Raw genomic sequence first — 25,965 nt, 5'->3', positions numbered from 1 at the left:
GTTGTTCCCACGGCCTAGCCCGCAAGCTGCGCCGACCGTGGCGGTTCGTCGAGCCTCAACGTAGCCGCGCCTCGACGCCGGCCAGCTTGCGGCGATAGAGGTCGTCGGGTTTCGGACCGCCGAAGGCGTTGCAATAGCGCGCGGCGGCGTCGCGGCGCGTCTCGGCGTCATAGCCCTGGGCCTGGAGGTCGGTGTCGACGCAGCGGGCCGAACCATCCTCCAGCGCCACGGCCAACCGGGCCAGTTTCGTCGTCTCGCGCGCCTGGGCGACCTGGCCCGCGCGCGCCTGCAGATAGGCGATCTGCGGCAGCAGGGCGTAGTTGGCCGCCTCATGCAGAGGCAGGCGGTCGGCGGCCCGCAAATCCTTCAGCGCCTGGTCGGCCCGTCCGGCGTCCAGGGCGTCGTAGGCCCGGGCGATGGCGGTGCCGTAGCGCGCGTCGTGCGCGCCGGCCTCGCGGCGCGCGAACAGGGCTTCGTCGGCGCCGGCGGCGGCCGGTACGAGGCTCGAGGCCAGGCCCGCCATGGCGAGCAGGGGAGGGGCGAGCAGGGTGGTGACGAGGAGGCGGCGCATGGGCGTCCTGCGGTGGGAATTGCCGGGATCGACGAACCGGAGACTAGCACCACGCGCCGACCCTTAAGTTGTACCGACGCCACGCTCTCGCTTTATTTCGAGGCGCTATCGCGTACCGTATCGCGCCAGGAAGGTCTCGACCGCGTCCTCGGCGATCTGGGCCACGGGTCGGTCGGCCTGCACCTCGTCGCCGGCCGACAGGCCCAGCACCAGGGTGGCGTGGTCGAGCATGCCCATCAGCTGGCCGGCCGCCCACGAGGGCTTGTCGACCCTGAGGTCGCCGGAAGCGCTCAGTTCCTTGACCACCTGGATCGTCGCCCCGCCCAGCGACTCCCGCGCCGCGCCCAGGAAGTGGTCGGCCACGCCCTCGAAGCGCCGCCGCTCGGCCGTCACCATCCGGAACATCGCCCGCGTTTCCGGGGTGGCGAAGAACTCGGCATAGGCGCGCGACAGGGCGACCAGCCGCGCGCGGGCGTCGCCGACCGCCTTGGTGCTTTCGCGCACCGGCTCGGCCATGCTGCGCACGCTGTCCAGCACCACGGTGCGGAACAGCTCGGCCTTGCTGGGGAAGTAGGCATAGAGGGTGGCCGTCGAGACCCCCGCCGCGCGAGCCACCGACTCCATGCCGGAGTCGGCATAGCCCTCCTTGAGGAAGATTTCCCGCGCCGCCGCCAGGATCTCGGCCTTCTTGTGCTCGGAGCGCTTCAGGCCAGAGCCGATCAGCATGGGGGCCTCAACATCAGACTGTGATTTTCAAACGCTACTATCGTCTAAGTAGACCATGCAAGCGTCGGCGGCGACTTACACCGAAGTTTGCGCTATGGGACGCCCCCGGCGCCGTCGAATGGGCGGCTGAAGACGAGGTTTTGGCGTGATCAAGGACGCGGAAGCGACGCGCGAGCAGGAAGTGGCGGCCTGGTTCGGCACGAGAGCCGACCAGACGATCGAAACCTCATGCGCGCGGGTGTTCCTGGTCGGCGAGTCAGCCTGGAAAGTGAAACGTCCGGTCGACTTCGGTTTCTTGGACTATTCGACCCTGGAACTGCGCCGCTGGTCGCTGCAGCGCGAATTGAGCTTCAACCGCGCCGCCGCGCCCGACATCTATCGCGCCGTCCGCCAGCTGACCCGCGCCGAGGGCGGCGGCATCGAGATCGACGGCGAAGGCGAGATCGTCGAATACGTGCTGGAGATGCGCCGTTTCGACGGCGAGGCCGTGCTGGCCTCCCAGCCCTGGGCCATCGACGACGCCCTGGAAGACTCGCTGGGCCGCACTGTCGCCCAGTTCCACGCCGGCGCGTCGCTGCGCCCCGAGGGCGGCGGCGTCTCGGCCCTGGGCTACACCATCGCCTCCAACGCCAACCTGCTGCGGGGCCTGGCCCCTCGTCTGGGCGCCCAGGCGGTCGAGCGGCTGGTCGAGGAAACCGAGATCGCCTTCAAGCGCCTGGGTCCACAGCTGGACTCCCGCGCCGCCGAGGGCTTCGCTCGCCACTGTCACGGCGACCTGCACCTGGGCAACATCCTGATCGAGGACGGCAGGCCGATCCTCTTCGACTGCATCGAGTTCAACGACGCCCTGTCGGATATCGACGTGCAGTACGACCTGGCCTTCCTGCTGATGGATCTCGACTTCCGCCGTCGCCGCGACGCGGCCGGCCGGGTGCTCAACGCCTATCTCGACGAGGCCGCCCGCACCTTCGGCGAAGGGCTGTGGACCGGGCTTGCCGCCCTGCCGCTGATGCTCAGCGTCCGCGCGGCCGTCCGCACCCACGTCTGGGCCTATACCGGCGACGACGAGTCGGCCCGCGCCTATCTGGCCGCCGCCATCGAGCATCTGGCGCCCAAGCCGGTCAGCCTGGTGGCCACCGGCGGCCTGTCGGGCTCGGGCAAGTCGACCTTCGCCCGCGTCTGCGCGCCGGGCCTGGGCGCGGCCCCCGGGGCGGTGGTGCTGCGCACCGACGAGATCCGCAAGCGCCTGTGGAACGTGCCCTCGCTGGAGCGCCTGCCCAAGGAGGCCTACACGGCCGAGGTCAGCGACAAGGTCTATGACGAGCTGTTCCGCGACGCCGAACTGGTCCTGAAGTCCGGCCGCTCGGTGGTGGTCGACGCCGTCTTCATCAAGCCCGAGCAGCGCGCCCGCGCCGAGGCTCTGGCCAAGTCGCTGGACGTCGCCTTCCAGGGCGTCTGGCTGGAAGCCCCGCCCGAAGTCCTCCGCGCCCGCGTCGCCGCCCGCGTCAACGACGCCTCCGACGCCGACGTCGCCGTCCTGGAAAGCCAGCTCTCCCGCGACACCGGCGACATCGATTGGCGCCGCGTCGACACCGTCAGCGCCTTCGAGGACGAGGCCCGGGCGCTGGCGGAACAGATGGGGTGATTTCCCTCTCCCCTTGTGGGAGAGGGTGGCCTGCGAAGCAGGTCGGGTGAGAGGTCTCTCAGAACTGAAAGTCGCATACAGCGATCCGACTGGGTGAAGTGTCTCGCATCTGAGAGACCCCTCATCCGTCGGCCTTCGGCCGCCACCTTCTCCCGCAAGGGGAGAAGGGGCCCGGCTACCCCACCGCCGCCTGGGGCGGCGGCGTGCGATCCAGCGTCGCCACGATCGCGTTGATCAGGTCCATCGGCTTGACCGGCTTGCCCAGGTGCTCGTCGAAGCCCAGCTTCAGGAAGCGCTCGCGGTCGCCGGCCATGGCCGAGGCGGTCAGGGCGATCACCGGGGTGTCGGAGGGGCCGGCCGCGCCGGAGCGGATTTCCGACAGGGCCGTGACCCCGTCCATCACCGGCATGTTGATGTCCATCAGCACGCAGTCGAAGCGCGAGGCGCGCAGGGCGTCCAGCGCCTGGCGGCCGTCCTCGACCACGGTCAGGTCGACGCCGGCGGCCTCCAGCATCAGCCGCACCACCATCTGGTTCATCGGATTGTCCTCGGCCATCAGCACGCGGGGCGTGGCCTCCTCGTCCTCGAGGGCCTCGGCGTTGGCGGCGGGCAGGGGCGGGGGGCGCGGGCCGGGGCGCGCGGATCTGGAACAGGAACCTCGCTCCCCGCGTCGCCGGCTCCAGGGTCAGGTCGCCGCCCATCCGCCGGGCCAGGGCCCGGGCGATGGTCAGGCCCAGCCCCATGCCGCCATGGGCGCGGGAAATGCTCTCGTCGGCCTGGGTGAAGCTCTCGAAGATCTTGTCGGCATAGGCCGGGTCGATGCCCGGACCGGTGTCGGCGATCCGCACCTCCACCCGCTCGACGCCATCGGCCGCCGCGCCCAGGCCCGAGACCTCGATCCGCACCCCGCCCAGCCGCGTGAACTTCAGGGCGTTGGACATCAGCCCGCCCAGCACCTGGCGGATGCGGGCCGGGTCGGCGTGCAGGCTCTGGGGCGCCGACGGATCGATGCGCACATCCACCGTCAGGCCCCGGGCCATGGCCATGTCGGTCCAGGCGTCGGCCACGGCGTGGACCAGATCGTGCAGGTCGAAGTCGCAGGCCGTCAGCTCGGTCTCGCCGGCGTCGAGGCGGGCGATGTCGAGCACGTCGGTCAGGAGCTGCATCAGGCTGTCGCCCGAATGCAGCATCAGGTCGACATAGTCGCGTTGACGCTCGTCGAGCTTGGTGGCCTTAAGGGCGTGGGCCAGGCCCAGCAGGCCGTTCATCGGCGTGCGCATCTCGTGGCTCATGGTCGCCACGAACACCGACTTGACCTGCGAGGCGGCCAGGGCGCGCTCCTTTTCCAGCCGCAGGCCGCGGGTCAGGTCGTCCATCCGGCGGGCGGCGGCGCGATTGAGCAGGATGGTGTTGACCGTGGTCGCCACCACCATCAGCAGCGCCCAGCGGTTGGTCGCCGCCTCGCCGCCGTGCTGGACGCTGGGGAACAGCGGAAACAACAGCAGGCAGGTCAGGGGCGGGGCGGCCATGAGTATCAGCAGGCTCAGCGGCTGGTGCCGGAAGTTCAGCGAGAAGATCACCTGGCCGGCGCAGACCGACACCGCGGCGATCCGCAGGTCCTGGTCGGGAAACAGCCACAAGGCGCAGGCCAGCCAGCTCCAGGCGCCGTTGATCGGGATCGAGCCCAGCACGAACAGCGCCCGCAGCCGGTCGGAGGTCTTGGCGGGGCCGCCGAACCGCCGGGTGATCAACCGGGCCAGCCCCTCGCCGGCGACCAGGGCGCAGAACCAGAGGGTCGCCTTGAGCGGTCCCAGGGCGCCGCCGATCACCACGGCCACGACCGCCGCCGTCGCCAGGCGCGTGACGAACAGGCGGTGGGTGTCGCCCGCCACCTCGTTCAGCCGTTCATCGGCGCCTAGTGCGTCGAGCCATTTCAAGGCTTACGCTCCCGGTTTCCGTTCCTGCCTGGGCGAACCAGGCTGCGCTGAAGCTATCTGCAAAACGCCGTTTGGGGAGTGAACGGTCGGTGCGGCCGATCAGCGCGGCCGTGTGTCCAGCCCTGAACTCTACACTTGCGTGCAGGCGGGCGCAAAGCGCGCTCGCCCAACGGGAGGCATGCGTTGCGCCCCGGGGCGGGCGCCGCTAGCCTCTTCTGAACAACGATAAGCAGGACGCGGGAGAGCGGGTTCGATGCAAGGATTGATGCAGCACGGCGCTCTGACGCTCGACAAGATCATCGACCACGCCGCCCAGTGGCACGGCGGCCGCGAGGTGGTCACCCGGTCGGTCGAGGGCCCCATCGTCCGCACGACCTATCGCGAGATCCACGATCGCGCCAAGCGGGTGTCGAACCTGCTACTGGCCCTGGGGATCAAGCCCGGCGACCGGGTCGGCACCCTGGCCTGGAACACCGGCCGCCACATCGAGACCTGGTACGGGATCATGGGCATCGGGGCGGTCTGCCACACCCTGAACCCGCGCCTGTTCCCCGAACAGATCGCCTGGATCGCCGACCACGGCGGCGACAAGGTCATCTTCACCGACCTGACCTTCCTGCCGATCATCGCGGGGATCATTCCGCGCCTGCCCAATGTCGAGCACGTGATCGTCTTCACCGATCGCGACCACATGCCGGAAAACTTCCAGCTCGCCGGCGAGGCCCCGCACTTCAAGGGCCTGCTCTGCTACGAGGACCTGATCGCCGAGCAGTCGGCCGACTGCGTCTGGGGCGGGTTCGACGAGGGCACGGCCGCGGGCCTCTGCTACACCTCGGGCACGACGGGCGACCCCAAGGGGGTGATGTACTCGCACCGCTCCAACTTCCTCCACACCTTCATCACCATGCAGCCCGACGTCATGGGCCTGTCGCAGCGCGACGTGATCCTGCCGGTGGTGCCTATGTTCCACGCCAACGCCTGGGGCGTGGCCTTCTCGGCTCCGGCCACCGGCGCCAAGATCGTCATGCCCGGCGCGCGCATGGACGGGGCGGCGATCCACGAACTGCTGGAGACCGAGGGCGTCACCTTCTCGGCCGCCGTGCCCACGGTCTGGCAGATGCTGCTGCAGCATCTGGAAAGCACCAACGGCACGATCTCGACCCTGAAGAAGGTGGTGATCGGCGGGGCGGCCTGTCCCGAGACCATCATCCGCGCCTTCCAGGAGAAGTACGGCGTCGAGGTGGTCCATGCCTGGGGCATGACCGAGACCTCGCCGGTCGGCACGCTGTCGACCATGACCGACGCGCTGGAAAAGCTGCCCTACGACCAGCAGATGCCCTATCGCCTCAAGCAGGGCCGCCCGCCGATGGGCGTGGAGCTGAAGCTGACCGACGACGATGGCAAGGCCCTGCCGCACGACGGCAAGGCCTTCGGGCATCTCAAGATCCGCGGGCCCATCATCGCCGCCGAGTACTTCCGGGGCGCCGGCGGCAAGATTCTCGACGAGGACGGCTTCTTCGACACCGGCGACGTGGCGACCATCGACGAGATGGGCTTCATGCAGATCACCGACCGGGCCAAGGACGTGGTCAAGTCCGGCGGCGAGTGGATCAGCACCATCGAGATCGAGAACATCGCCGTCGGCCACCCCAAGGCCGCCCTGGCCGCCGTGATCGGCGTGCCGCATCCCAAGTGGGACGAGCGGCCGATCCTGCTGGTCAAGCTCAAGGAAGGCGAGACCGCGACGAAGGAAGAGTTCCTCGACTTCCTGCAGGGCAAGATCGCCAAGTGGTGGATGCCCGACGACGTGGTCTTCGTCGACGAGATCCCGCTGGGGGCCACCGGCAAGATCGACAAGAAGGTCATCCGCCAGCGGATGAAGGACTACGTCCTGCCCACCGCCGTCGCGGCGGCTGGCGCCGCGACCCTGGCCGCCGCCGACGGCGCCGCCGCGCCGGTGCTCTACGCGCCCGAGCCGGCTTCCGAGGAGATCGGCGAGCCGGACGAGCCGGTGGAAGAGGTCGCCGCCGAGGCCGAGCCCGTCCTCGAACCGGCGCACGAACCCGAGGTGGTCGCCGCCCGGATCCTCGCCTCGGAAGCGGTCGCGACTGAGGCCGCCGAAGCGGAGGTCAGCGAACCGGAGCCCGCGTCCGAACCCGTCACCGCCGAAGCCCTGGCCGCTTCGCTGCCCGATCCCGAACCGGTCGCCCAGGCCGTGGCGCAGGATCCGGAAGACGTCTTCCCGCACGCCCCGCTGGTCGAGCCCGACGCCAAGCCCCTGGCCCCGACCCCGGAGGCGGCCTTCGACGCCCCGCCGGTGTTCGTCGCCGAGGAGGCGCCGCTGGCCATGCCGATCCAGCCGGGCCGCAAGGCCAAGGCGGCAAAGCCCGACAAGGCCGCATCCGGCGGCAAAGGCGACTGGGCCTCGCCGATCCTTCTCGTCGCGGTGCTGGTCGCCGCCCTGCCGGCCGTGCTGATCGTCGGCGCGGCCCTGGGCGCGCGGTTCGGCGGGCTGGACAAGGCCATCGCCTATGACCTGCTGACCCGGGACCTGGCCCCGCGCATCGCCTGGCTCAGCTTGGGCACGGACGTGCTGGCCCTGATCGTGGCCATGATCGGCGGCATCGGGCGTCACTGGAAGCGGGCCGTCCTGGCTCTGGGCATGACCGCCGCCACCCTGGGCGTGCTGCTGGTCGCCACCAGCCTGGGCGGCCGCGCCGCGCCCGTCGGCGATGTCGCCACCGACTGGAAGGCCCCGCTGGCCTTCTCCGAGGCGGTGATGAACGCCCGCGGCGAGGCCGCCGCCCCGGTGCTCGACGATCCCAGCCTGCCGGTCGGCTCGGAGCTGTTCGCCGGCCGTCGGGTGGCCGAGGTCAATGCCGAGACCTGCCCGGCCGCCCGCACCCTGGTGCTGGAACGCTCGCCCGCCGACGCCTACGAGGCCGCCAAGACCGCCGTCCAGGCCAAGGGCCTGAAGCTGGTCACCGACGATCCGATCGACGGCCGCCTGGAAGCCGGCGGCGAGAGCTTCTGGTTCGGCATGCGCGACGACCTCGTCATTCGCGTCCGTCCCGATACCGCCGGCGCCCGCGTCGACATCCGCTCGGTCGCCCGCGACGCCGGCGGCGATCTGGGTCGCAACTGCGGCCGGGTGAGCGGGATCCTCAAGGTGATCGGCGGATAGGGAGCTCTTCTCCCTTCCCCCTTTGATGGGGGAAGGGTCGGGGATGGGGGTGACACGGCGGCTCAGCCGGCAAAGCCGCACCACCCCCACCCAACCCTCCCCCATCAAGGGGGAGGACTTAGAGCGCCAGATGCAGGAACTGGTTGAAGTCGCTGGCCACATAGTCCCCGAACGCCTCGCCGTCGACGAAGCCGCGGCGGCGATAGAGCGACAGCGCGGCATCGAAGGCCGGGCCGCTTCCGGTCTCCAGGCTCAGCCGGTTCAGGCCTTGGGCTCGCGCTTCGTCGATCACACGCTCGAGCAGGGCGGCGGCCACGCCCTTGCGCAGGTGATCGGGGTGGGTGCGCATCGACTTGACCTCGCCGGTCCCGTCGTCGAGCCGCTTGAGGGCGCCGATCCCGATGATCGTCTCGCCCGACCAGGCGCTCCATACGCTCACGCCCGGCGCTCGCAAGCCCGACAGGTCGAGCGCGAAGACGTGGCCGGGCGGCGAGTTGGCGTGCATGCCGGCCAGGTGCAGCCGCAGCAGGTCCTGCGTGCGCGCTTCGCCCAGATCGGCCTCTCGAATGTCCATGCCGAAGTCCCCCGTATTCGTCCGCCAAACCGCCGCCTCCGGCAGCGTCACCGTGAAGGTCGAGCCCTCGCCGGGCGTGCTCTCCACGGTGATGTCGCCGACCGCCAGGGCCAGGCCGCCGTCCCGCGCCGCGATGCGCAGCGAAACCTCGCCGGCCTGCGTGAACTTCAGGGCGTTGCCCAGCAGGTTGACCAGGATCTGGCGCAGCCGCGCGGCGTCGCCGCGCACGGTCGGCAGGTCCGGCCCGATCTCCAGGACCAGGGCCACGCCCTTGTCCTGGGCCCGTTCGGCGAAGAGCTCGATCGCCGAGCGGGCGGTCTGGCCGATATCGATCGACTCGTCGTTCAGGCCCGCGCCATCGGCCTCGAGCCGGGCCAGGTCGAGCACGTCGTTGACGATGGTCAGCAGCTTCTCGCCCGCCGACTTGGCCTTGGTCGCCAGCATCCGCTCGCGCTCGGGCAGGTTGGGCGAGGCCGCCAGCAGGCCGTTGAAGCCGATGACGCTGGTCAACGGCGTGAGCAGCTCGTGGGTCATGTTGGCCAGGAATTCCGACTTGGCCTCGGTCGCCGCCTGGGCCTGGCGGGTCAGCAGTTCGCTGCGCGCGGCCAGCAGGCGCAAATCCATCTCGTTGACGACGATCTGGGCCAGAGCCTTCAGCCGGCGCTTTTCCTCTGCGGTCAGCGGCGCGCGCGGACGCTGGTCGATGACGCACAGCGCCCCCAGCCGATGGCCGCTGGCCAGTTGCAGCGGCGCTCCGGCATAGAAGCGGATGTTGGGATCGTCGGTGACGAAGGGATTGTCGCGGAACCGCGCGTCGCCCTCCGGATCGAGCACCTCCGTCACCTCGTCGGACTCGATGGTGTAGTGGCAGAAGGCGTCCTCGCGCGGGGTGCCGCCCGGCTCCAGCCCGACGATCGACTTGATCCACTGGCGGTCGGCGTCGATCAGGGTGATGGCGGCGATCGGCGTGCCGAAGATCTCGGCCGCCAGGGCCGTGATGCGGTCGAAGGCGGCCTCGGGCGGCGTGTCCACCAGGCCGTATTCGTGCAGGGCCGCCAGGCGCGCGCGCTCGTCGGTGCTGAACATTGGACCCGGCTGTTCGACCTCGGCGCGGAGAGGGCGCCGCAACGGCTATTTCACCTACGGGAAGGGCGTCTGTCGAGTATCGGACAAAGCCCTGGCGAAGCGTCTTTGTCTCGCCCGCACGCTCGAGTGTATAAATTGACAATGCAACTTTTCGGCGTTAACTTTGCCGCTGATCAACGCGATGCGCTGAAGGAGTGAAATCCTCCTGAGCGGCGCGCCGTGATCCCGAGGCAATGTTGACTGCAACTGTGCCGCATATTTTCGTGAAGTAACGCTTAGTAACGGGAAGGGCTTCGTTCGCTCTTCTTGTCTGCTGTCTCAGTGTTACGTCGAATGAATTAAATGAATTTGGTGATGGCGCGCCAGTCGATGGGCGTCGTGAACGCGTGTGTGGCGTCCTCGTCCGCAGTGAAGTTCGTCAGATGCATTGATGGAGATACGCAAGGTGGAACAGGCCTACGACGAGAACGAATACACAAACGCCGTGCGCAAGATCGAGCAGGCGCAGTCGGGGGATCCAGACCTCGGGCCGCTCGCCCTGCTTCCCGGCATCTGGGCCAATCTTCGCGACCCGCAGAAGCCGGACGAAGGTCCGCTGAACGGCCGCGGCTGGAACATGATCGCCCTGCCGTTCGCCACGGCGCCGGGGGAGGGCTTCAACTACCGCCTGCTGATGAACCAGTACAATGAGCGGCTGGTCATCACCACCAAGGACACCGGGGTTCCGAACCGCGGCATCCAGCCCAACCCGCCCGTCGCGCCGACCACCGAAACCGACCAGGCGCTGGTCGCTTTGGATTACGAACAAGGGGTCGTGCACATCGCGACCGCCGACTTTCCAGCCAGTCCTCTGAAGCAGCCGGTTCCCTCGGCGATCCATCACGAACCCGGTCTTTTCCTCTTCATGAAGAACCAGACCGACGGCCCGATCGACATCGCGCGGCTCGGAACGATCCCCCATGGAGATTCGATCCTGGCCCTGGGCGACAGCGAGCCGCCGACGCCGGGGGCGCCGGTCATCCCGCCGTTCAGCGGGCTGCCGATCGGCGTGGGCAATCCGGATCCGGAGACCTCTCGCTACTTGGCGCCCTACAAGCACTTCATAGACAACCCGTTCGAAAACCTGTTCAGGCCGGATCAGACGCACGCGCTGCTGGTCGCCAGCCTCGGCGCGCTCGGGCCGATCAAGCAGACGACCACCTTGCGGTTCTCGACCAAGATCTCGACGGCGGGGATAATCAACATCCCGTTCGTCGTGGACCAGGCCAACCCCACCGAGATGGAATCCACCTTCTGGATCATGGAACTGGAAGAGCTCGGATCGGACGGACTGCCCCGTCTCATCATGATGTACCATCAGGTCGTCATGCTCGACTTCTTCAAGCGGACCGACAACGTTCGGGGCCTGATCAAGTGGCCGCATGTGAGCATCAATACGATGGAGCGGATCTCGGCCGAGCCGCCGCCGGCGCCGCTCGCCAGCGCCGAGATCACCTGCGACGCTCTCTGACCGACCTGTGCGGGCGACCGGAAACGGACGCTCGCTACAGATACTTCATCCACGGCTGCCGGCTGGCGCGCTTGACCGGCCCGAACCAGCGGCAGGCGTACCAGCAGGGGATCGCCACCACCCCCGCCGTCAACCAGATCGCCCACACGCCCGGCAGGCTCCAGACCTCGCCCTGGTTGGGACCCAGCGCCGCGACCGCCGCCAGCTGCAGCAGGTGCAGAGCATAGAGGTGGATCAGGTAGAAGAACAGCGGCGCGCTTCCCAGCACGGCCAAGGGAGCCAGCAGCCGGGACGGGACCTTCTCAAGCACCACCAGTAGCAGCGCGCCTAGGCCCAGGGTCAGCAGCAGGAAATCGGCCGAGGGCGGGTACTTGGTGAAATTCAGCCAGCTCATCGCCGTGCGGATCGGGCTGGCGTCATGCACCCAGGGCGCCTCGCCGTAGCCGTTGAGGTTCCGCAGCAGCAGAAGCAGGGTCAGGGACGCCAGCCCCGTCAACAGCAGGCGGTTGCGGCGGTCGCGCCAGGTCGCGACGAACCAAGGGCCGATCGCGTAGCCCAGGGCCGCCACGCCGATCCAAGGCAGCAGCGGGTAGGAGGTCCGCGCCCGCGCGCCCCACGGCAGGTCGATGAAGCCCCGGTCGTGCAGGATCGCCCAGATCGCGTGTCCGGGCTGGCCCTGGGCGATGGCAATCGGGTCCAGCAGGTTGTGACCCAGAACGACTGCCAGGCCGACGACGGCGATCGCCGCGCGCGGCAGATGGACCAGCGCCGCCAGGGCGATCATCGACAGGCCGATCGCCCAGATCACCTGCAGGTAATAGGTCCTCGGCGTCAGGTCGAAGGTCCAGGCGAAGCTGACGAAGGTCAGCTCCAGGAACACCAGGAACAGGCCGCGCTTGAACAGGAAGCCGCTGGCCGCCCGCGCCGCCGCGCGCGGATCGCCGTCGCCCTGCTTGCGGCCATAGAGCCAGGCGGCCAGCCCCGTCAGGGCCACGAACACCGGCGCGCAAAGGTGTGCGGCCAGGCGGGTGAAGAACAGGCTCGGCTGAGTGGCCTGCACGTCCATGGGGTCCGAGACCTGGGCGTGGATGAAGAAGAACTCCCGCACGTGGTCGACCATCATCAGCAGCATGACCAGGCCGCGCAGGGCGTCGATGGCGGCGATCCGGCCGGAAGAAGCGGCGGGGGAGGGGGCGGTTGACAGCATCGTGTCTGCGGCATAGCTGATATGTAATAACATTACAAATGGAGTCGCCTCTTGCCCCTGTCGTGGAGCTGCGTCAGCGCGTGCCTGCTGTCCCTGTCGGCCGCCGAGCCCGCCATCGAGCCAGCCGAGCTTGAGCCCCACGCGGTGGGCGAGATCGTCATCCTGGGGCGTCGCGGCGCGGCCCGTGACGCCACCCTCGGGGCGGGCGAGATCACCCAGGCCACCTCGCCCTCCAGCCGCTCGGTCGAGCGCGACCTGCTCGACGCGGTCGGGGCGGGCCGCCTGGCCGACGCCTTGGAGCTGACCAGCGGCGTCAGCCAGCAGAACAACCGCGGCGGCTTCCTCGACAACTTCGCCATCCGCGGCTTCCTCGGCACGCCCGACGGCGGGGCCGAATATTATGTCGACGGCTTCCTGGCCAATCGCGGCCTGGCGCCGCCGCGCGACCCGGCCACGGCCGAGCGGATCGAGATCCTCAAGGGCCCGGCCGGCGCCCTGTTCGGCGACATCGACCCGGCCGGCCGCGTCAACATCGTCTCCAAGACCCCGCAGTTCACCCGCGCCGGCAGCGTCGCGGCCACGGTCGGCTCCTACGGCCTGCGCCGGGCCGAGCTGGACGTCACCGGCCCGCTTTCCGACACCCTGGCCGCCCGCCTGGTCGTCGCCGACGAGCGCAGCGACGGCTGGCGCGACCATGTCGATCTGCACCGTCGCGCCATCGCCCCGTCCCTGACCTGGCGGCCGACCGACGTCCTGCGCCTGACCTATGTGGGCGAGTTCACCGTCTTCGACGCGCCCTTCGATCGTGGCGTCCCGGCGGTAGGCGGCGACGCCCTGGCCATTCCGCGCTCGCGCTTCTTCGGTGAGCCGGGCGACGGCACGACCCGCTTCCGCAACGAACGCCATCAGGTCACCGGCGAGTATGAACTCTCGCCCGACTGGCGACTGACGGCGGGGGCGGCCTACCGCACCGGCGACATGCAGGGCTTCTCCAGCGACCAGTCGCGCCTCGTCGGCCGCGAGCTGTGGCGCCAGCGCCGCCAGCGCGACTACAGCGTCGAGGACCTGTCGGGCCGCCTCGAACTCGACGGCCGCCTGGGCGCCCACCACCTCAATATCGGCGTGAAGGGCTACACCCTCGATTATCGCGAGGGCCTGCTGCGCCGGAACCCGACCGCCGCCGCGCCCTACGCCATCTCGATCGACGCCCCGGTCTATGGCGGCGCGGCCCTGTCGCTGCTGCCTTTCACCGACAATCGCGAGACCCGGCGGGTGGCGACCCTCTACGCCCAGGACCTGTGGCAGGTCTCCGATCGCCTCGGCGTCTTCGCCGGCGCGCGGGTGGACGGCTATCGCCAGACCATCCGCAACAACCGCACCGGCGCGGTTGGACGCGGCGAGGGCTCGCCCGTCGATTACCGCTTCGGGGCTCGCTACCGGCTGAGCGACGCCCTGACCGCCCACGCCAGCTACGGCCGCTCGTTCCTGCTCAATTCCGGCACGGGCCGCGCGGGCCAAGGCTTCGCGCCCGAGAAGGGCAAGGGCTGGGAGCTGGGCCTGGCCGGCGCCTGGCCGGGCGTCGACGTTGCCGTCTCGGTGTTCGACATCGAAAAGCGCAACATCCTGGCCAATGACCCGATCGACGCCTCTTTCCTCGCTCCCGTCGGCAAGCTGACCAGCCGCGGCGTCGAGCTGGACGGGTCTTTCGAGGTCAGCGCGGCCTGGCGCGTGGTCGTCAACTACAGCTGGACCGACGCGGCCGCCGACGACGTCGCCTTCGCCACCGACGCGGTGCTGAACGTGCCCGAGCATTCCGGCGGGGCCTTCGCCGTCGGCCGGTTCGACAAGTGGTCGGTGACGGTCGGCGGATCCTACGTCGGCGACCGGGCCGGGGCGCTGGACGGCTCGGGCCTGATCCTGCCCTCCTACTGGAAGGCCAAGGCGGCGGTGGAATATGCCATCACCCCCAAGCTCGACGCCCGCCTCGAGGTCGACAACCTGCTGGACGAGCACTACGCCCAAAGCTCCTACAGCCCGGTCTGGATCTTCCCCGGCGCGCCCCGGACGGTGCGAGCGACGGTGAGGGCGCGGCTGTAGCCGTTAGCCGATCCTTTTCTGCCTTCCTGGGCCTTGTGCCCAGGACCCATCGTTCAGCCGCTCAGACCTCTATCGAACGGCCAAGGTCTGAGCGGTCGTCGGCATGGGCCCTCGCCACAAGGGCGAGGGAGGCAAAAAGGGGAGCTGGGGAGGGGATTACTCCGCCAACCGATACTCACTCTCCAACCCCGGCTCGCCGTCGCAGCTTACCCGCCCCTCGCGCACCAGCTGGATCAGATGCGCCAGCATCGACAGCGCCGCCGCCGGGTGCAGCCTGGGATCCACGGCGGCGTAAAGCACCGGCACCATCTGCCGGATCCTCGCCGGACCGTTCGCCAGGGCAGCCAGCACCTGAGCTTCCCGCGCCCGGCGGTGCTCGACATAGGCCTGCAGGAACGGCGCGACCTCGCGCACCGGCGAACCGTGGGTCGGCCACAGGGTCTGGAACCCCCGCGCCTGGATCTTGGCCAGGCTGGCGAAATAGTCGCCCATGTCGCCGTCGGGCGGGGTGATCACCGTCGTCGACCAACCCATGACGTGGTCGCCGCTGAACAGGGCGTTCTCCTGCTTCAGGGCGAAGCAGACGTGGTTGGAGGTGTGTCCGGGCGTGGTGATCGCCTCCAGCGTCCAGCCGGGACCTTCGAAGACGTCGCCATCGGCGATCTCGATGTCGGGCCGGAAGTGGCCGTCGTCCTCGGCGTCGAGCTTCACGCCCGTCTCCTCGGAGACCGACACGGCCGGGGCCGTCCGGCCCCAGATCCGCGCCCCCGTCCGCGCCGCCAGCGGGCCGGCGAGGGGAGAGTGGTCGGCGTGGTGGTGGGTAACCAGGATGTGGCTCACCGTCTCGCCCTCGATCGCCGCCAGCAGGGCGTCCAGGTGGGCGGGCAGGTCGGGGCCGGGGTCGATCACTGCCACCGTCCCCGAGCCGACGATGTAGGTGCCCGTGCCGGTGTAGGTGAACGGCCCCGGATTGTCGGCGATCACCCGCCGGATCAGCGGCGAGACCGGGTCGCAGCGGCCGTACTCGAACTCGATCTCGCGGACGAAGGGGATCATGGCGGCGTCTCACCCCAAGCGGCGCCGGTCTTGCGCTTAACGAACCGTAAACCCTGCGGAGTACGGACCATGGCGGCCGACACGGCGATTTTTGTCTCAAAACGGCTCCAGCGTGCGGCCTTCGCCGTGCTGTGTCTCATTGCGGCGCAGTTCGTCCTGGCCTCGTGCGAGCCCGAACCCAGCCCGATGGCCGCCCGCGTCAGCACGCTGGGCGGCTACTGAGGCCTAGTGCGGCAGGACGCCCGAGAGGTCGTAGCCGGCCTCATAGCCCTGCCGCACCAGGGTCTCGCGATCGGCCGCGCCCGACAGGGCCTGGCCGATCGACCAGGTGACGATCGAGCGCGTGCCCGAGCGGCAGAAGGCCAGGACCGGACCGTCGGCGGCCTGGACCGCCTCGCGCACCGCGTCCACCTGCTCCTGGGTCGGCCCGCCGCGCACGGGCACGTGCACATAGGCCAGCCCCGCGGCCGCGGCCGCCGCCTCGATCTCCGCGCTTGCCGGCTGGCTGGGATCCTCGCCGTCGGGGCGATTGTTGATGATCAGCGCAAAGCCCTCGGCCTTGGCCCGGGCCACGTCCTCGACGGTGATCTGGGGGCTGACCGACAGGCTGTCGGTGACGCGGCGAAAATCGGTCATGGGCATGGGCCTTCGGCAGGGAACCTCTAGGAGTCCCCAGATGCGCGGCGCGCGCGCCTTGGGCAAGCCCTTCCGGCCGATCCGCCTAGTCGATCCGCCGGGCCCGGATCGCGATCTGGCCGTCTATATTGAGGAAGTAGGTCCCCATCGACGCCTTGCGGATGGCGATCTTCGAGCCGGGCTTGGGGCTGCGGCGCACCGGCTCCTGATCGATCTGCTCCCATTTCGCGCCGCTCTCCAGCACGATGATCCAGGCGCCGCCGGCCTTCTGGTAGGCCTGCTTGGCGACGCTCTCGATCCGGTCCAGCGCCGGGGCCTTCTCGTCCTTGCCCTCGAAAAGCGCGAGCTTGGGCAGGTTGAAGCCGAAAGCTTCGCGCCGCACGCTTTCCACCTTCTGGCGGTCCAGCACCACGATGTCGCCGGCCGCGTCGGCGGTCGCCAGGTCGGTCGCGGCCTTGTCGTAGCAGGCCAATCGCCGGTCGGCCTCGCCGATCGCACGGCAGGCCGTGATCGTTTCCAGGGCGCCGGTCTTGCCGGCCGGACCGGCCGCCGCGGCCATGGTCGCCGAGGCAAGAATCAGCAGGACGAGGGGCAGGCGAAGCAGGGGCATGGGCTGTTCCGGAGACGGGGAATGGATGGCGCGTGATCTAAACGACACGGGGCAGATTGTTTCTCACCAGTAGCGATCACTCCCGGCGTGGAGGCATGAACTTCCAAAAATCCGTTTCAGGGAATGAACATCTTCCGGTAGCTACGTTATTTCAAGGCGGAGAAATTTGCTATCCTGAGGACTCAAACGAACACCCATCGCCAAGCTTGACCTTGGGTCTTGGGTGGAATGCGCACCTAATTGCCGCAAAGGCGACAGCGGTGTGTTCAATTTGCGACAGCAAGGATGCTTCGCGTTACATAACGGTAATCGTAATTGACCGCTTCGATCGGCCGCACCTAACGTCCCCGCCAACCGGGCTGTGAGCAGCCTGGGATTGCAAGACGTGGGCGGGTCGCCGGCGACATCGTCCGGGGCCAGGCCCATTCTCGGAGGGATTCCATTGAAGATTCAGATGACGCGTAAGCGCCTGCTGACGACCACCATCATCAGCGGCCTCGCCATCGCCGCCGCCAGCGCTGGCGTGGCGTCGGCGCAAACCGCGCCCGAAAGCGACTCGACGGAAATCGAAGCCGTCGTCGTCACCGGTTCGCGCATCGCGCGCCCGGACTACGTCTCGAACAGCCCGATCGTGTCGGTCGGTCAGGAGCAACTGGCGAAGACCGGCTCGGTCACCGTCGACACGCTGCTGAACCAGATGCCGCAGTTCGTGCCGGGCGTTTCGTCCACCTCGAACAACCCGTCGAACGGCGGCCAGGCCAACATCCAGCTGCGCGGTCTGGGGTCGAACCGCACTCTGGTGCTGATGGACGGCCACCGCATCGTTCCGTCGAATTCTGACGGCACGGTCGACGTCAACCTGATCCCCAGCGCCATCCTCCAGAACATCGAAGTGATCACCGGCGGCGCCTCGGCGACCTATGGCTCGGACGCCATGGCCGGGGTCGTCAACTTCAAGCTCAACAACCGCTTCTCGGGCCTGCAGGTCGACGCCTCGTACGGCATCACCGACGCCAAGGACGGCAAGGAAACCTCGGTCAGCGTCACCGGCGGTTCCGACTTCGCCGAAGACAAGGGCCACGCGATCATCTCGCTGAGCTACTCGCAGCGCGGCGAAATCCTGAACGCCGCCCGCGAGTTCTCGTCGGTGTCGGGCGCCTCGGCGACCTCGCCCTACGGCCGTTACGATGCTTCGGGCACCAACCTGCCCACGCAAGCGGCGATGAACGCCGTGTTCGCCAAGTACGGCATTGCCGCGGGCACTGTGGCCGCTGGCGCGAACCTCGGCTTCAACAACGACGGTACGCTGTTCCGCAACGGCACCAACTACCGTGGTTCGACCGCGATCGACTACTCGACGATCCCGGTGACCGGCAACTACAACACCGGCCCGCTGAACCTGCTGCAACTGCCGCTGACCCGCTACTCGGCGTTCGGCACCCTCGACTACGACGTCACCGAGAACATCGAGGCCTACACCTCGTTCAACTTCACCCACTACGACTCGCGCACCGTGCTGGCCCCGTCGCCGGCCGCGGCCGCGACCGGTTTCTCGGTGAAGGCCACCAACCCCTTCATCCCGGCCGACCTGGCGACCCTGCTGGCCAGCCGCGCCAACCCGACCGCCAACTTCCTGCTGCGCAAGCGCTTCTCGGACCTTGGCCCGCGTATCTCTGAGACCACGTTCAACGTGTTCCAACTGACCACCGGCGTTCGCGGCAAGACCAGCTTCCGCGACTGGACCTGGGATCTGTTCGGTTCGTACGGCAAGTCCGAGCAGAACGAAATCCAGCGTGGCAACGTGAGCCGTTCGTCGGTTCAAAGCCTGCTCGACGCCGCCGATGGCGGCGCCAGCATCTGCGCCGGCGGCTACAACCCCTTCGGCCTGCAGCCGCTGTCGGGCGAGTGCGCCAGCTACATCGGCCGCACGACCAAGAACTGGACCAGCTACGAGCAACGCTCGGTCGAGCTGAACCTGCAAGGCGGCCTGTTCACCCTGCCGGCCGGTGAAGTCCGCGCCGCCGCCGGTACGAGCTACCGTTCGGACAAGTACGACTACGTTCCGGACTCGCTGCTCTCGACCGGCGACGTCATCGGCTTCAACGCCAACGACGCCTTGGCCGCTTCGGTCGACGTCTACGACCTCTACACCGAAGTGCTCGTGCCGGTCCTGAAGGACCTGCCGTTCATCAAGGCTCTGAACGTCACGGGCGGCTATCGCTTCTCGGACTACAACACCGTCGGTTCGGTCTCGGCCTTCAAGGTCGACGGCGACTGGGAAGTGGTCGACGGCGTCCGCTTCCGCGGCGGCTACTCGCGTGGCGTTCGCGCTCCCAGCATCGGCGAACTCTACTCGCCGCAGGCCCAGGGCTTCCCGCAGATCATCGACGATCCGTGCGCCATCGACAGCCGCGCTCGCACCGGCTCCAACGCGGCCGCCGTCCGCACGCTCTGCCTGGCTCAAGGTGTGCCGCAGGCGATCATCGACACCTACACCTACCCCAACACCCAGGTTAACGCCCTGCTCGGCGGCAACCCGGACCTGAAGGAAGAAACCGCCGACACCTACTCGGTCGGCGTGGTGTGGACCCCGCGCTTCGACAACCCGCTGTTCGAAAAGCTGTCGGCCTCGGTCGACTACTACTCGATCAAGATCAAGGACGCGATCGGCACCGTCGACGCCGGCCTGGCCCTGGACAAGTGCTATGGTGGCGGTACGGGCGCCTCGTTCTACTGCGGTCTCTTCAACCGCAGCACCGAGACGGGTGAAATCCTGACCCTGACCCTCACCAACCTGAACCTCGCCACCTACGAGACCTCGGGCGTCGACTTCCAGCTCGACTGGGGCTTCGGTCTGGGCGCGGTCGGCCTGAGCGACGACTATGGTTCGCTGGCCTTCAACGTCGTGGGCAACTACCTCGACAAGTTCGACGTCCAGAGCCTGCCGGGCGAGCCCATCGACTCGCTGAAGGGCACGATCGGCAACACCTCGGTCAGCAGCGTCGCCGTCGCCAAGCCGGAGTGGAAGGTCATGACCTCGGCCACCTACTCGTTCGGTCCGGCCGAGCTGGGCGTCCGCTGGCGCTACATCGACTCGATGCTCGACGCTGGCGACAGCTCCGAGAAGATCAAGTCGTTCAACTACTTCGATCTGAACGGCGCCTGGAAGATCACCGACATGGTGCAAGTGCGCGCGGGCGTCTACAACGTCGCCGACAAGCAACCGCCGGTCTTCTCGTCGAACATCCAGGCCAACACCGACCCGTCGACCTACGACGTGCTCGGCCGCCGCTACTACGTCTCGCTGAAGACCCGCTTCTAGTCGAAGCGACCTTCAACCTGGCGGCCCTTCGGGCCGCCAGGCGCGAAAACGATCACGGCGGGTCCTCCGGGGCCCGCCGTTTTTGTTTGCGCGTTCCGGAGGGAAGGAGCGCGCGGGTCGGGCCGACGGGGATAGAGCGCCGTCGGTCCCCGGCGAACTCGCCGCGAAATCCAATGAATTCAACCGCTTACAACTTTCTCACGCCCGTGGATCAGACGCGTCCAGATCACCCGCATAATCACAGCTGTCCCGTTGCAGGGAGAGGGCGCAAGGATCCGGCCCGAAGCGTGCGACGGCGATGCGATCGAGCGGGGCCGCCGGAGTTGCGTGAGCAGGACCGGGCCGGGCTTAAATGAGGATGGGGGACGTAAACCCATCCATCGGGAGCTTGCCTAAATAGGCTCCCGCCCGTCCGAGGGTCCGCGCCGCATGCACGCCTGGCCGCCAAGAAACGGGGCGCATTGCATGGGGAAGGGGCACAGGGCGGAAGAGGCCCGCGCGCCCCGGCCTGAGGGATAACGATCGCGCGGGGCGTCAGAGCTTCGTCGAAACGGTATTCAAAACTCACACCTCCGGGCGATGCCCGGACGCCCCGCGCCCTCTCCAATCAACTCGTAGCGAAAGCGCGAGGACGAAGCGCCGTGCCTGCCCCCTCCGGCCCTAGGGGCCACCTCCCCCAGAGGGGGAGGATCTTGAGCGCCTAGATGCTCCCCCTTTGGGGGAGCTGCCGCGGAGCGAATGAGGGGGCCGCGCCAGCGGAACCCTCCCCGGTGGAGGAGGCGGCCGAAGGCCGGTGGGGGGACGTTCTCAGCTTCCGAGGCGTGGGCAAACCTCGCACAAACTCCCCCCTCCGATCGCTGCGCGATCGCCTCTCCCACAGGGGGAGGTTCCTCGTGAACGGCCGCCACCTTCCCCCGCAAAGGGAGAAGGACAACGAAAAAGGCCGCCCCTTTCGGAGCGGCCTCTCTCTCGTCACCTGCCGGAGCGGATCAATGCAGCGGCGTATCGGCCAGCACGCTGGCGCCCTGCGACCGCAGGCGGCTCTTGGCCATCTCGTCCATGATCGCCTGGGAGCGCGGGTCGCCCAGGATCCAGGCGGCGGCCGCCACGGTGCGCATGGAGGTCGAGCTGACCCCCAGGGCGCGTTCCAGGGCGTCGAACGGCGACTTGGGGCCGCCCATCTTCTTGAGGCGGACATCGCCCTTCAGGCCGGCCAGGGCCTTGGCCTTCTCGACGGCGTCGTAGAAGCCGCCCAGTTCGTCCACCAGGCCCAGGTCCTTGGCCTGGGCGCCGGTCCAGACGCGACCCTTGGCGATCTCGCGCACGCGCTCGGGCGGCAGCTTGCGGCCCTCGGCCACGCGGGTGATGAAGCCGGCGTAGATATGGTCCATCCAGGCCGCGAACCGGGCCCGCTGGTCGGCCGTGAAGCCCTCGCCCGTGCCGAAGGCGCCGGCATAGTCGCCGCCCACCGTCACCTGGCGCGTATCGACGCCAAAGCGGCTCAGGGCGTCGCCCAGGGCGAACTTGCCGCCGAACACCCCGATCGAGCCCGTCAGGGTCGAGGGCTGGGCCACGATCGACGAGGCCTGGCTGCTGATCCAGTAGCCGCCGGAAGCGGCGTAGGTGCCCATGCTGACCACGACCGGCTTTCCGGCCGCCTTGGCGGCCCTGACGGCCGCCAGGATCTGTTCCGAAGCCGTGTCCGACCCGCCGGGCGAGGAGACGCGGAAGACGATGGCCTTGACGTCCTTGTCCTCGATGGCGTCGTAGATCGCCTTGGCGGCCTCGTCCGAATAGATCGTGCTGTCGCCGCCGAACGGCGAGGACTGGGCGTTCGAGCCGGTGACGATCGGGCCCTCGGCGCCGATCACGGCGATGGCCGCGCCGGTCTTGGCCGCGTCCTTCTTGGAGCGCGAGGCGTAGTCGTCGAACTCGATCAGCTTGCCGCCCTTGCCGGCGCGGCCGAGCAGGTCGTCCTGCGCTTCCTTGACCTGGCCGACCTTGTCGATCAGCCCCAGCCCTTGTGCCTGCTGGGCGCTGTAGGGGCCGGCCTCGATCGCCTTGATCAGGCGGGCCGGATCCAGCTTGCGGTCCTGGGCGGCGGCGGTGAGGGCGCTGGTATAGATCGAGCCCATCCACGACAGCGTCGCCTCGCGGTGCGCGGGGGTGAAGTCGTCGTGCAGGTAGGGATTGACCGCGTTCTTGTATTCATAGCGCTGCTCGAAGTCGGCCTTGACGCCGTACTTGTCGAACAGGCGCTTGTAGAACATCGTCTCGCTGGACACGCCGACGGCCTGCAGCGAGCTGTCGGGCTGCATCCAGAAGGCGCTGGCGGCCGCGCCCAGGCGGTAGGTCGAGGTCGCCATGCCCGAGGGATAGAGGCCCTGGCTGTGGGCGAAGATCGGCTTCTTGCCGACGCTGCGGAAGTGCTTGAAGGCCTGGGCGAGCTCGTCGGCAGAGGCCGGGGCGATGCCGCCCTCGGGCAGGCGCACCAGCACGCCCTTGACCTTGTCGTCGGTCTCGGCGCGGCGCAGCACCTCTATGATGCCCAGAACCGAACGGCCGCCGCCGCCGAAGGCCGCGAAGGGGTTCTGCGATTCCTGGTCGGTCAGGCCGCCGCGCAGGTCCAGCTGCAGCACCGAATGGGCCGGGACGGGGGCGGGGCGGGCGGCGCCGGCCGCCAGCACGATCAGGATGAAGGGGACGCCGACGAGAAAGAGCACGAGTCCGACGAAGACGCCGGCCACGGTCATGAGAAACTGCTTCATCGAAAATCCCGTTGCGAAGGCTCACGCGTGATGCCGAAAGCGTCTGCGATTTCGACGGCTGCAGCGCGTGTAGACCGATGCAAGCTAACGACTGTCGCGGCGCGGTCAAATGAACTGCGCGCAACCTGCGACGCCTTGCGGCGTCATCGTGCAAATAAGGGAAATTCTTCGGGAAAGAAGATGGTCGGAGTGGCAGGATTTGAACCTGCGACCCCTGCGTCCCGAACGCAGTGCTCTACCAGACTGAGCCACACTCCGACTTTTCCAAATCCGCCGCCCCGAGGGGCTACGCTTCGACTTGGGAGGCGCCTTATAGGGGGAGGGGTGAAGCGCCGCAAGCGCGAAAATGGAGCCAAAAAAAGAATTTGGAGGCGTTGCCACCGTCCGAATCCTGAGCTATCTCCACCGCCTCGCCGCGGCCCCCTGGGTCGGCAGCCGTTCCTGCTGGGGAATGGTGTAATGGTAACACTGCGGTTTTTGGTACCGTCATTCTAGGTTCGAGTCCTAGTTCCCCAGCCACTTCCTTCCCTATCAAGTCAGATGACGTTCCCCACGGGAACGCCCGGCAGTTTCTTCTGATCTGTGCGCCTGGCGGACAGTTCTGAAGTCCAGCCGCGCCCAAGCGCGGCCGAGTCCCCAAACATTCTCGATACCGTCGTTATCGGCGGAAATTTTCAGTGCGCGCCTCTTCTTGCTGGTCTTCGCATCTGCGAGATGGCTTGGCCGTACAAACTGCACTTGAACGTGTGCCTTGGCCTTGATCTTTTCGGTATCCGAAAATCGGCCTCGTCATTGTTTCCACGAAATAAAGCTTGTTTTGGCGGAGCGTTGGTCGGCGGTTTTGATATTTGTGTACTTGTATTTCCACCGGGCGGGTGTATTTCCGAATTTAAAGTCATTGTGGAGTGACGCCGTGGAAGACAAAGCTACCCTGATCGAACTGACCGCCGAGATCGTGGCGAACTATGTGGCCAACAACACGACCTCGGTCTCTGACCTGCCGGCGTTGATTCGTGCGACGCACGACGCCCTGGCTGGAATTGGCTCGCCGGAAGCCCCGGTGGCTGAGACCGTTACCAAGGCTACTCCGGCCCAGATCCGCAAGAGCATCACGCCCGACGCGCTGATCAGCTTCGAAGATGGCAAGCCCTACAAGACCCTGAAGCGTCACCTGACGACCCACGGCATGACCGTCGCCGAGTACAAGTCCAAGTGGGGCCTGCCGGCCGACTACCCGACCACCGCCCCGGCCTACAGCGAAGCCCGCTCGGCCATGGCCAAGGCCCTGGGCCTGGGTCAAGGCGGCCGCAAGGCCAAGGCCCCCGGCAAGGCTCGCGCCCGCAAGGCCTGATCCTTCGGACCTCCGAAACATGAAAAGCCCCGCCGGCGACGGCGGGGCTTTTTGTTTGGGGCAGCGGAGTTCGAAAACTCGCTCCCCCTTTAGAAGTCATCGCCCGGCTTGTCCGGGCGACCCAAGCGGCTTGTCGGGACTTGGCAAATTCGGCTTGGGTCGCCCGCATGAAGCGGGCGATGACGTCTTGGTAGGGGACGTCATCTGACGCTTGGCTTTGGAAGCCTAGCCGATCCTCAACCGGACGAAGGCCATGCCGCCGGTCGGATCGCCGTAGCCGAGGACCTCCGGCGCGTCATAGGCGCTGACCAAACCGCCGACGCCGAACTTCACGCCGGGCGCCAAGGCGAAGTCCCGGATCGCCCCCAGCGAGACGCGGCGGACCGTATAGACCTCGCCGTGATGGGTGCCGTGATGATCGGCCAGCTCGTCCTGCTCCACCTGCTCGGCGCGGGCGAACAGGGTCCAGCGGTCGTTCGGCTTGACCGCCCCTTCGGCCAGCCAGGCCTGTAGGGCGTCGCCGGGGATCCGGTCCTTGCGCGACCAGGCCAGGGTGGCGCTGATCGAGCCGTCCTGCCCCAGCGGCCGGGCATAGAGCGCGCTGGCCGAGGCGCGGGCCTCGTCGCTGTCGGGATCCAGGGCCTCGGGGCTGTTGATCTTGGCCCAGCTGGTCTGCAGGGCCAAGTTCGGCGTCGGATTGTACGACAGCCGGGCCGAGACGCTGTCCAACTGGCCGGTCTCGATGTCGTAGCGCTTCTGGTCGGGCTCGCGGCCCCGGAAGGCGCTGGTCTCGATCTTCCAGTCGTCATGCGAGAAGCCGGCCGTGACGACGCCGAAGGTAATGTGCGTCGAGTCGAACCAGTGGTGGCTGATCGGCGCTTCTGGGCTGTCCATCGACGAGGCCCGGTGCATGAAGGCCGGCGGGCCGTAGGCGGGCGAGCCGGGCAGGCCGGCATAGAGATAGACGTCGGATTTCTCTCCAACGCTGAGGCTGTAGCTGGCCGACAGCTCCATGAAGAGATCGTGCGGATGCTGGCGGTCGACCAGCGGATGCTCGCCGTCGGCCGTCTCGCCCACGGCCATCAGCAGCGGATAGCCGCTCTTGCCCATCAGCGGGTCGGGACTGACCATGGCCTTGAAGCCCAGCATGCCCGGACCGAGCTGGCGCTGGGCCATGCCCATGAACATGCCGGCCGCGAAGGCCTTGGAGCCGCCACGCGGTCCGCCCTGATCGACATAGACGCCGTTCAGCAGGGCGTGGCCCATCAGCATCCAGTCGCCGCTGTGCTTCATCAGGCCGAAGTTCGGCGTGGCGTCGGGCTGCCAGGCGGTGCCGCCGGCGTCGCGGGTCATCGCATAGGCGCCCAGCGGGCTGACCATCATGGCCGAAGCCATGTCGCCCATATCGTGACCGGACATGGCCTGGTCGTCCTCGGGCATGGCCATCTGGTGGCCCGCATGCGGATCGGCTGGCGGGGCGTCTTGGGCCGGAGCGGCGGTTGGAGCGGCGGCGGGCATGGCGTGGCCCGCATGGTCCTGATGGTCCTGCGCCAGGGCAGGAGAGTTGATGGCCAGGCAGAAGGTCGCGCCGGCCAGCAGCCGCGCACGGAAGGAGAGGGCGGTCATGGGACTGCCTTTCTTGGAACTGTGATCGTAAGACGTTTCGAGAGGGCGCGCCTGATGCG

The 25,965-nt window shown here is 68.1% G+C and carries 17 protein-coding genes, 2 tRNA genes and 1 pseudogene; 8 read left to right on the top strand and 12 right to left on the bottom strand.

Going from position 1 to position 25,965, the window contains the following annotated elements:
* Positions 1-55 precede the first annotated feature (55 nt).
* Complete coding sequence (locus I4Q42_RS09750) at positions 56-571, bottom strand: hypothetical protein (protein WP_198575869.1); 516 nt, start codon at positions 569-571, stop codon at positions 56-58.
* 105 nt (positions 572-676) lie between these two features.
* Positions 677-1,297, bottom strand: a complete 621-nt coding sequence (locus tag I4Q42_RS09745) for a TetR/AcrR family transcriptional regulator (RefSeq protein ID WP_198575868.1) — start codon at positions 1,295-1,297, stop codon at positions 677-679.
* A gap of 145 nt (positions 1,298-1,442) precedes the next feature.
* Between I4Q42_RS09745 and I4Q42_RS09740 the strand changes: the two genes are divergently transcribed.
* Positions 1,443-2,942 carry a bifunctional aminoglycoside phosphotransferase/ATP-binding protein gene (locus I4Q42_RS09740; RefSeq protein WP_198575867.1) on the top strand — a complete coding sequence of 500 codons (1,500 nt, stop codon included), beginning with the start codon at positions 1,443-1,445 and terminating at the stop codon, positions 2,940-2,942.
* Positions 2,943-3,117: 175 nt separating this feature from the next.
* On the opposite strand, the gene I4Q42_RS25960 is transcribed toward I4Q42_RS09740, so the two are convergent.
* Together I4Q42_RS25960 and I4Q42_RS25955 are read right to left on the bottom strand one after the other, a co-directional pair.
* Positions 3,118-3,498, bottom strand: coding sequence for a response regulator (locus I4Q42_RS25960; protein WP_232793019.1), 381 nt, complete (start codon positions 3,496-3,498; stop codon positions 3,118-3,120).
* 139 nt (positions 3,499-3,637) lie between these two features.
* Positions 3,638-4,210: pseudogene (locus tag I4Q42_RS25955) on the bottom strand (sensor histidine kinase); the annotation flags it as partial.
* Positions 4,211-5,132: 922 nt separating this feature from the next.
* Between I4Q42_RS25955 and I4Q42_RS09730 the strand changes: the two are divergent.
* The gene (locus I4Q42_RS09730) at positions 5,133-8,063 is read left to right on the top strand and encodes a long-chain-fatty-acid--CoA ligase (RefSeq protein ID WP_198575866.1); all 2,931 of its coding nucleotides are present in this window, start codon (positions 5,133-5,135) and stop codon (positions 8,061-8,063) included.
* 118 nt (positions 8,064-8,181) lie between these two features.
* On the opposite strand, the gene I4Q42_RS09725 is transcribed toward I4Q42_RS09730, so the two are convergent.
* Entirely contained in the window at positions 8,182-9,723 is a 1,542-nt protein-coding gene (locus tag I4Q42_RS09725; RefSeq protein ID WP_198575865.1) for a GNAT family N-acetyltransferase, read from the bottom strand.
* Between the two features lie 484 nt (positions 9,724-10,207).
* Here I4Q42_RS09725 and I4Q42_RS09720 point away from each other — a divergent pair, with 484 nt between their 5' ends.
* Entirely contained in the window at positions 10,208-11,233 is a 1,026-nt protein-coding gene (locus I4Q42_RS09720) for a heme-binding protein (protein ID WP_198575864.1), read from the top strand.
* 34 nt (positions 11,234-11,267) lie between these two features.
* Here the strand turns inward: I4Q42_RS09720 and I4Q42_RS09715 are convergent, their stop codons facing one another.
* On the bottom strand, positions 11,268-12,440 hold the full coding sequence (locus I4Q42_RS09715; RefSeq protein WP_198575863.1) for a DUF1624 domain-containing protein: 1,173 nt from the start codon (positions 12,438-12,440) through the stop codon (positions 11,268-11,270).
* 51 nt (positions 12,441-12,491) lie between these two features.
* Here I4Q42_RS09715 and I4Q42_RS09710 point away from each other — a divergent pair, with 51 nt between their 5' ends.
* Positions 12,492-14,537 (top strand): TonB-dependent siderophore receptor, encoded by a 2,046-nt coding sequence (locus I4Q42_RS09710; RefSeq protein WP_198575862.1) that lies wholly within the window; start codon positions 12,492-12,494, stop codon positions 14,535-14,537.
* 156 nt (positions 14,538-14,693) lie between these two features.
* On the opposite strand, the gene I4Q42_RS09705 is transcribed toward I4Q42_RS09710, so the two are convergent.
* Positions 14,694-15,593, bottom strand: a complete 900-nt coding sequence (locus tag I4Q42_RS09705) for an MBL fold metallo-hydrolase (RefSeq protein ID WP_198575861.1) — start codon at positions 15,591-15,593, stop codon at positions 14,694-14,696.
* A gap of 69 nt (positions 15,594-15,662) precedes the next feature.
* Between I4Q42_RS09705 and I4Q42_RS09700 the strand changes: the two genes are divergently transcribed.
* Complete coding sequence (locus I4Q42_RS09700) at positions 15,663-15,815, top strand: hypothetical protein (RefSeq protein WP_198575860.1); 153 nt, start codon at positions 15,663-15,665, stop codon at positions 15,813-15,815.
* Between the two features lie 3 nt (positions 15,816-15,818).
* Here the strand turns inward: I4Q42_RS09700 and I4Q42_RS09695 are convergent, their stop codons facing one another.
* Complete coding sequence (locus I4Q42_RS09695; protein WP_198575859.1) at positions 15,819-16,229, bottom strand: TIGR01244 family sulfur transferase; 411 nt, start codon at positions 16,227-16,229, stop codon at positions 15,819-15,821.
* A gap of 85 nt (positions 16,230-16,314) precedes the next feature.
* Positions 16,315-16,839: a hypothetical protein gene (locus I4Q42_RS09690; RefSeq protein ID WP_198575858.1), complete on the bottom strand. Its 525-nt coding sequence runs from the start codon at positions 16,837-16,839 to the stop codon at positions 16,315-16,317.
* Positions 16,840-17,293: 454 nt separating this feature from the next.
* On the opposite strand from I4Q42_RS09690, the gene I4Q42_RS09685 reads away from it, so the two are divergent.
* Positions 17,294-20,161 (top strand): TonB-dependent receptor domain-containing protein, encoded by a 2,868-nt coding sequence (locus tag I4Q42_RS09685; protein ID WP_198575857.1) that lies wholly within the window; start codon positions 17,294-17,296, stop codon positions 20,159-20,161.
* A gap of 989 nt (positions 20,162-21,150) precedes the next feature.
* On the opposite strand, the gene sppA is transcribed toward I4Q42_RS09685, so the two are convergent.
* Complete coding sequence (gene sppA / locus I4Q42_RS09680) at positions 21,151-22,929, bottom strand: signal peptide peptidase SppA (protein ID WP_198575856.1); 1,779 nt, start codon at positions 22,927-22,929, stop codon at positions 21,151-21,153.
* Positions 22,930-23,110: 181 nt separating this feature from the next.
* Positions 23,111-23,187, bottom strand: a tRNA-Pro gene (locus tag I4Q42_RS09675).
* A gap of 187 nt (positions 23,188-23,374) precedes the next feature.
* Between I4Q42_RS09675 and I4Q42_RS09670 the strand changes: the two genes are divergently transcribed.
* A tRNA-Gln gene (locus I4Q42_RS09670) sits at positions 23,375-23,448 on the top strand.
* Between the two features lie 394 nt (positions 23,449-23,842).
* Positions 23,843-24,280 carry a MucR family transcriptional regulator gene (locus tag I4Q42_RS09665; protein WP_110120897.1) on the top strand — a complete coding sequence of 146 codons (438 nt, stop codon included), beginning with the start codon at positions 23,843-23,845 and terminating at the stop codon, positions 24,278-24,280.
* Positions 24,281-24,505: 225 nt separating this feature from the next.
* Here I4Q42_RS09665 and I4Q42_RS09660 read toward each other — a convergent pair whose 3' ends face one another.
* Complete coding sequence (locus tag I4Q42_RS09660; RefSeq protein WP_198575855.1) at positions 24,506-25,906, bottom strand: hypothetical protein; 1,401 nt, start codon at positions 25,904-25,906, stop codon at positions 24,506-24,508.
* Positions 25,907-25,965: the final 59 nt, after the last annotated feature.

Origin of the sequence: Caulobacter hibisci, assembly GCF_016135805.1 — a bacterium.
In the GTDB taxonomy this organism is placed as follows: Bacteria; Pseudomonadota; Alphaproteobacteria; order Caulobacterales; family Caulobacteraceae; genus Caulobacter; species Caulobacter hibisci.
The sequence above is the reverse complement of the archived record's forward strand: the minus strand, read 5'-3'. Positions and strand labels throughout refer to the sequence as shown.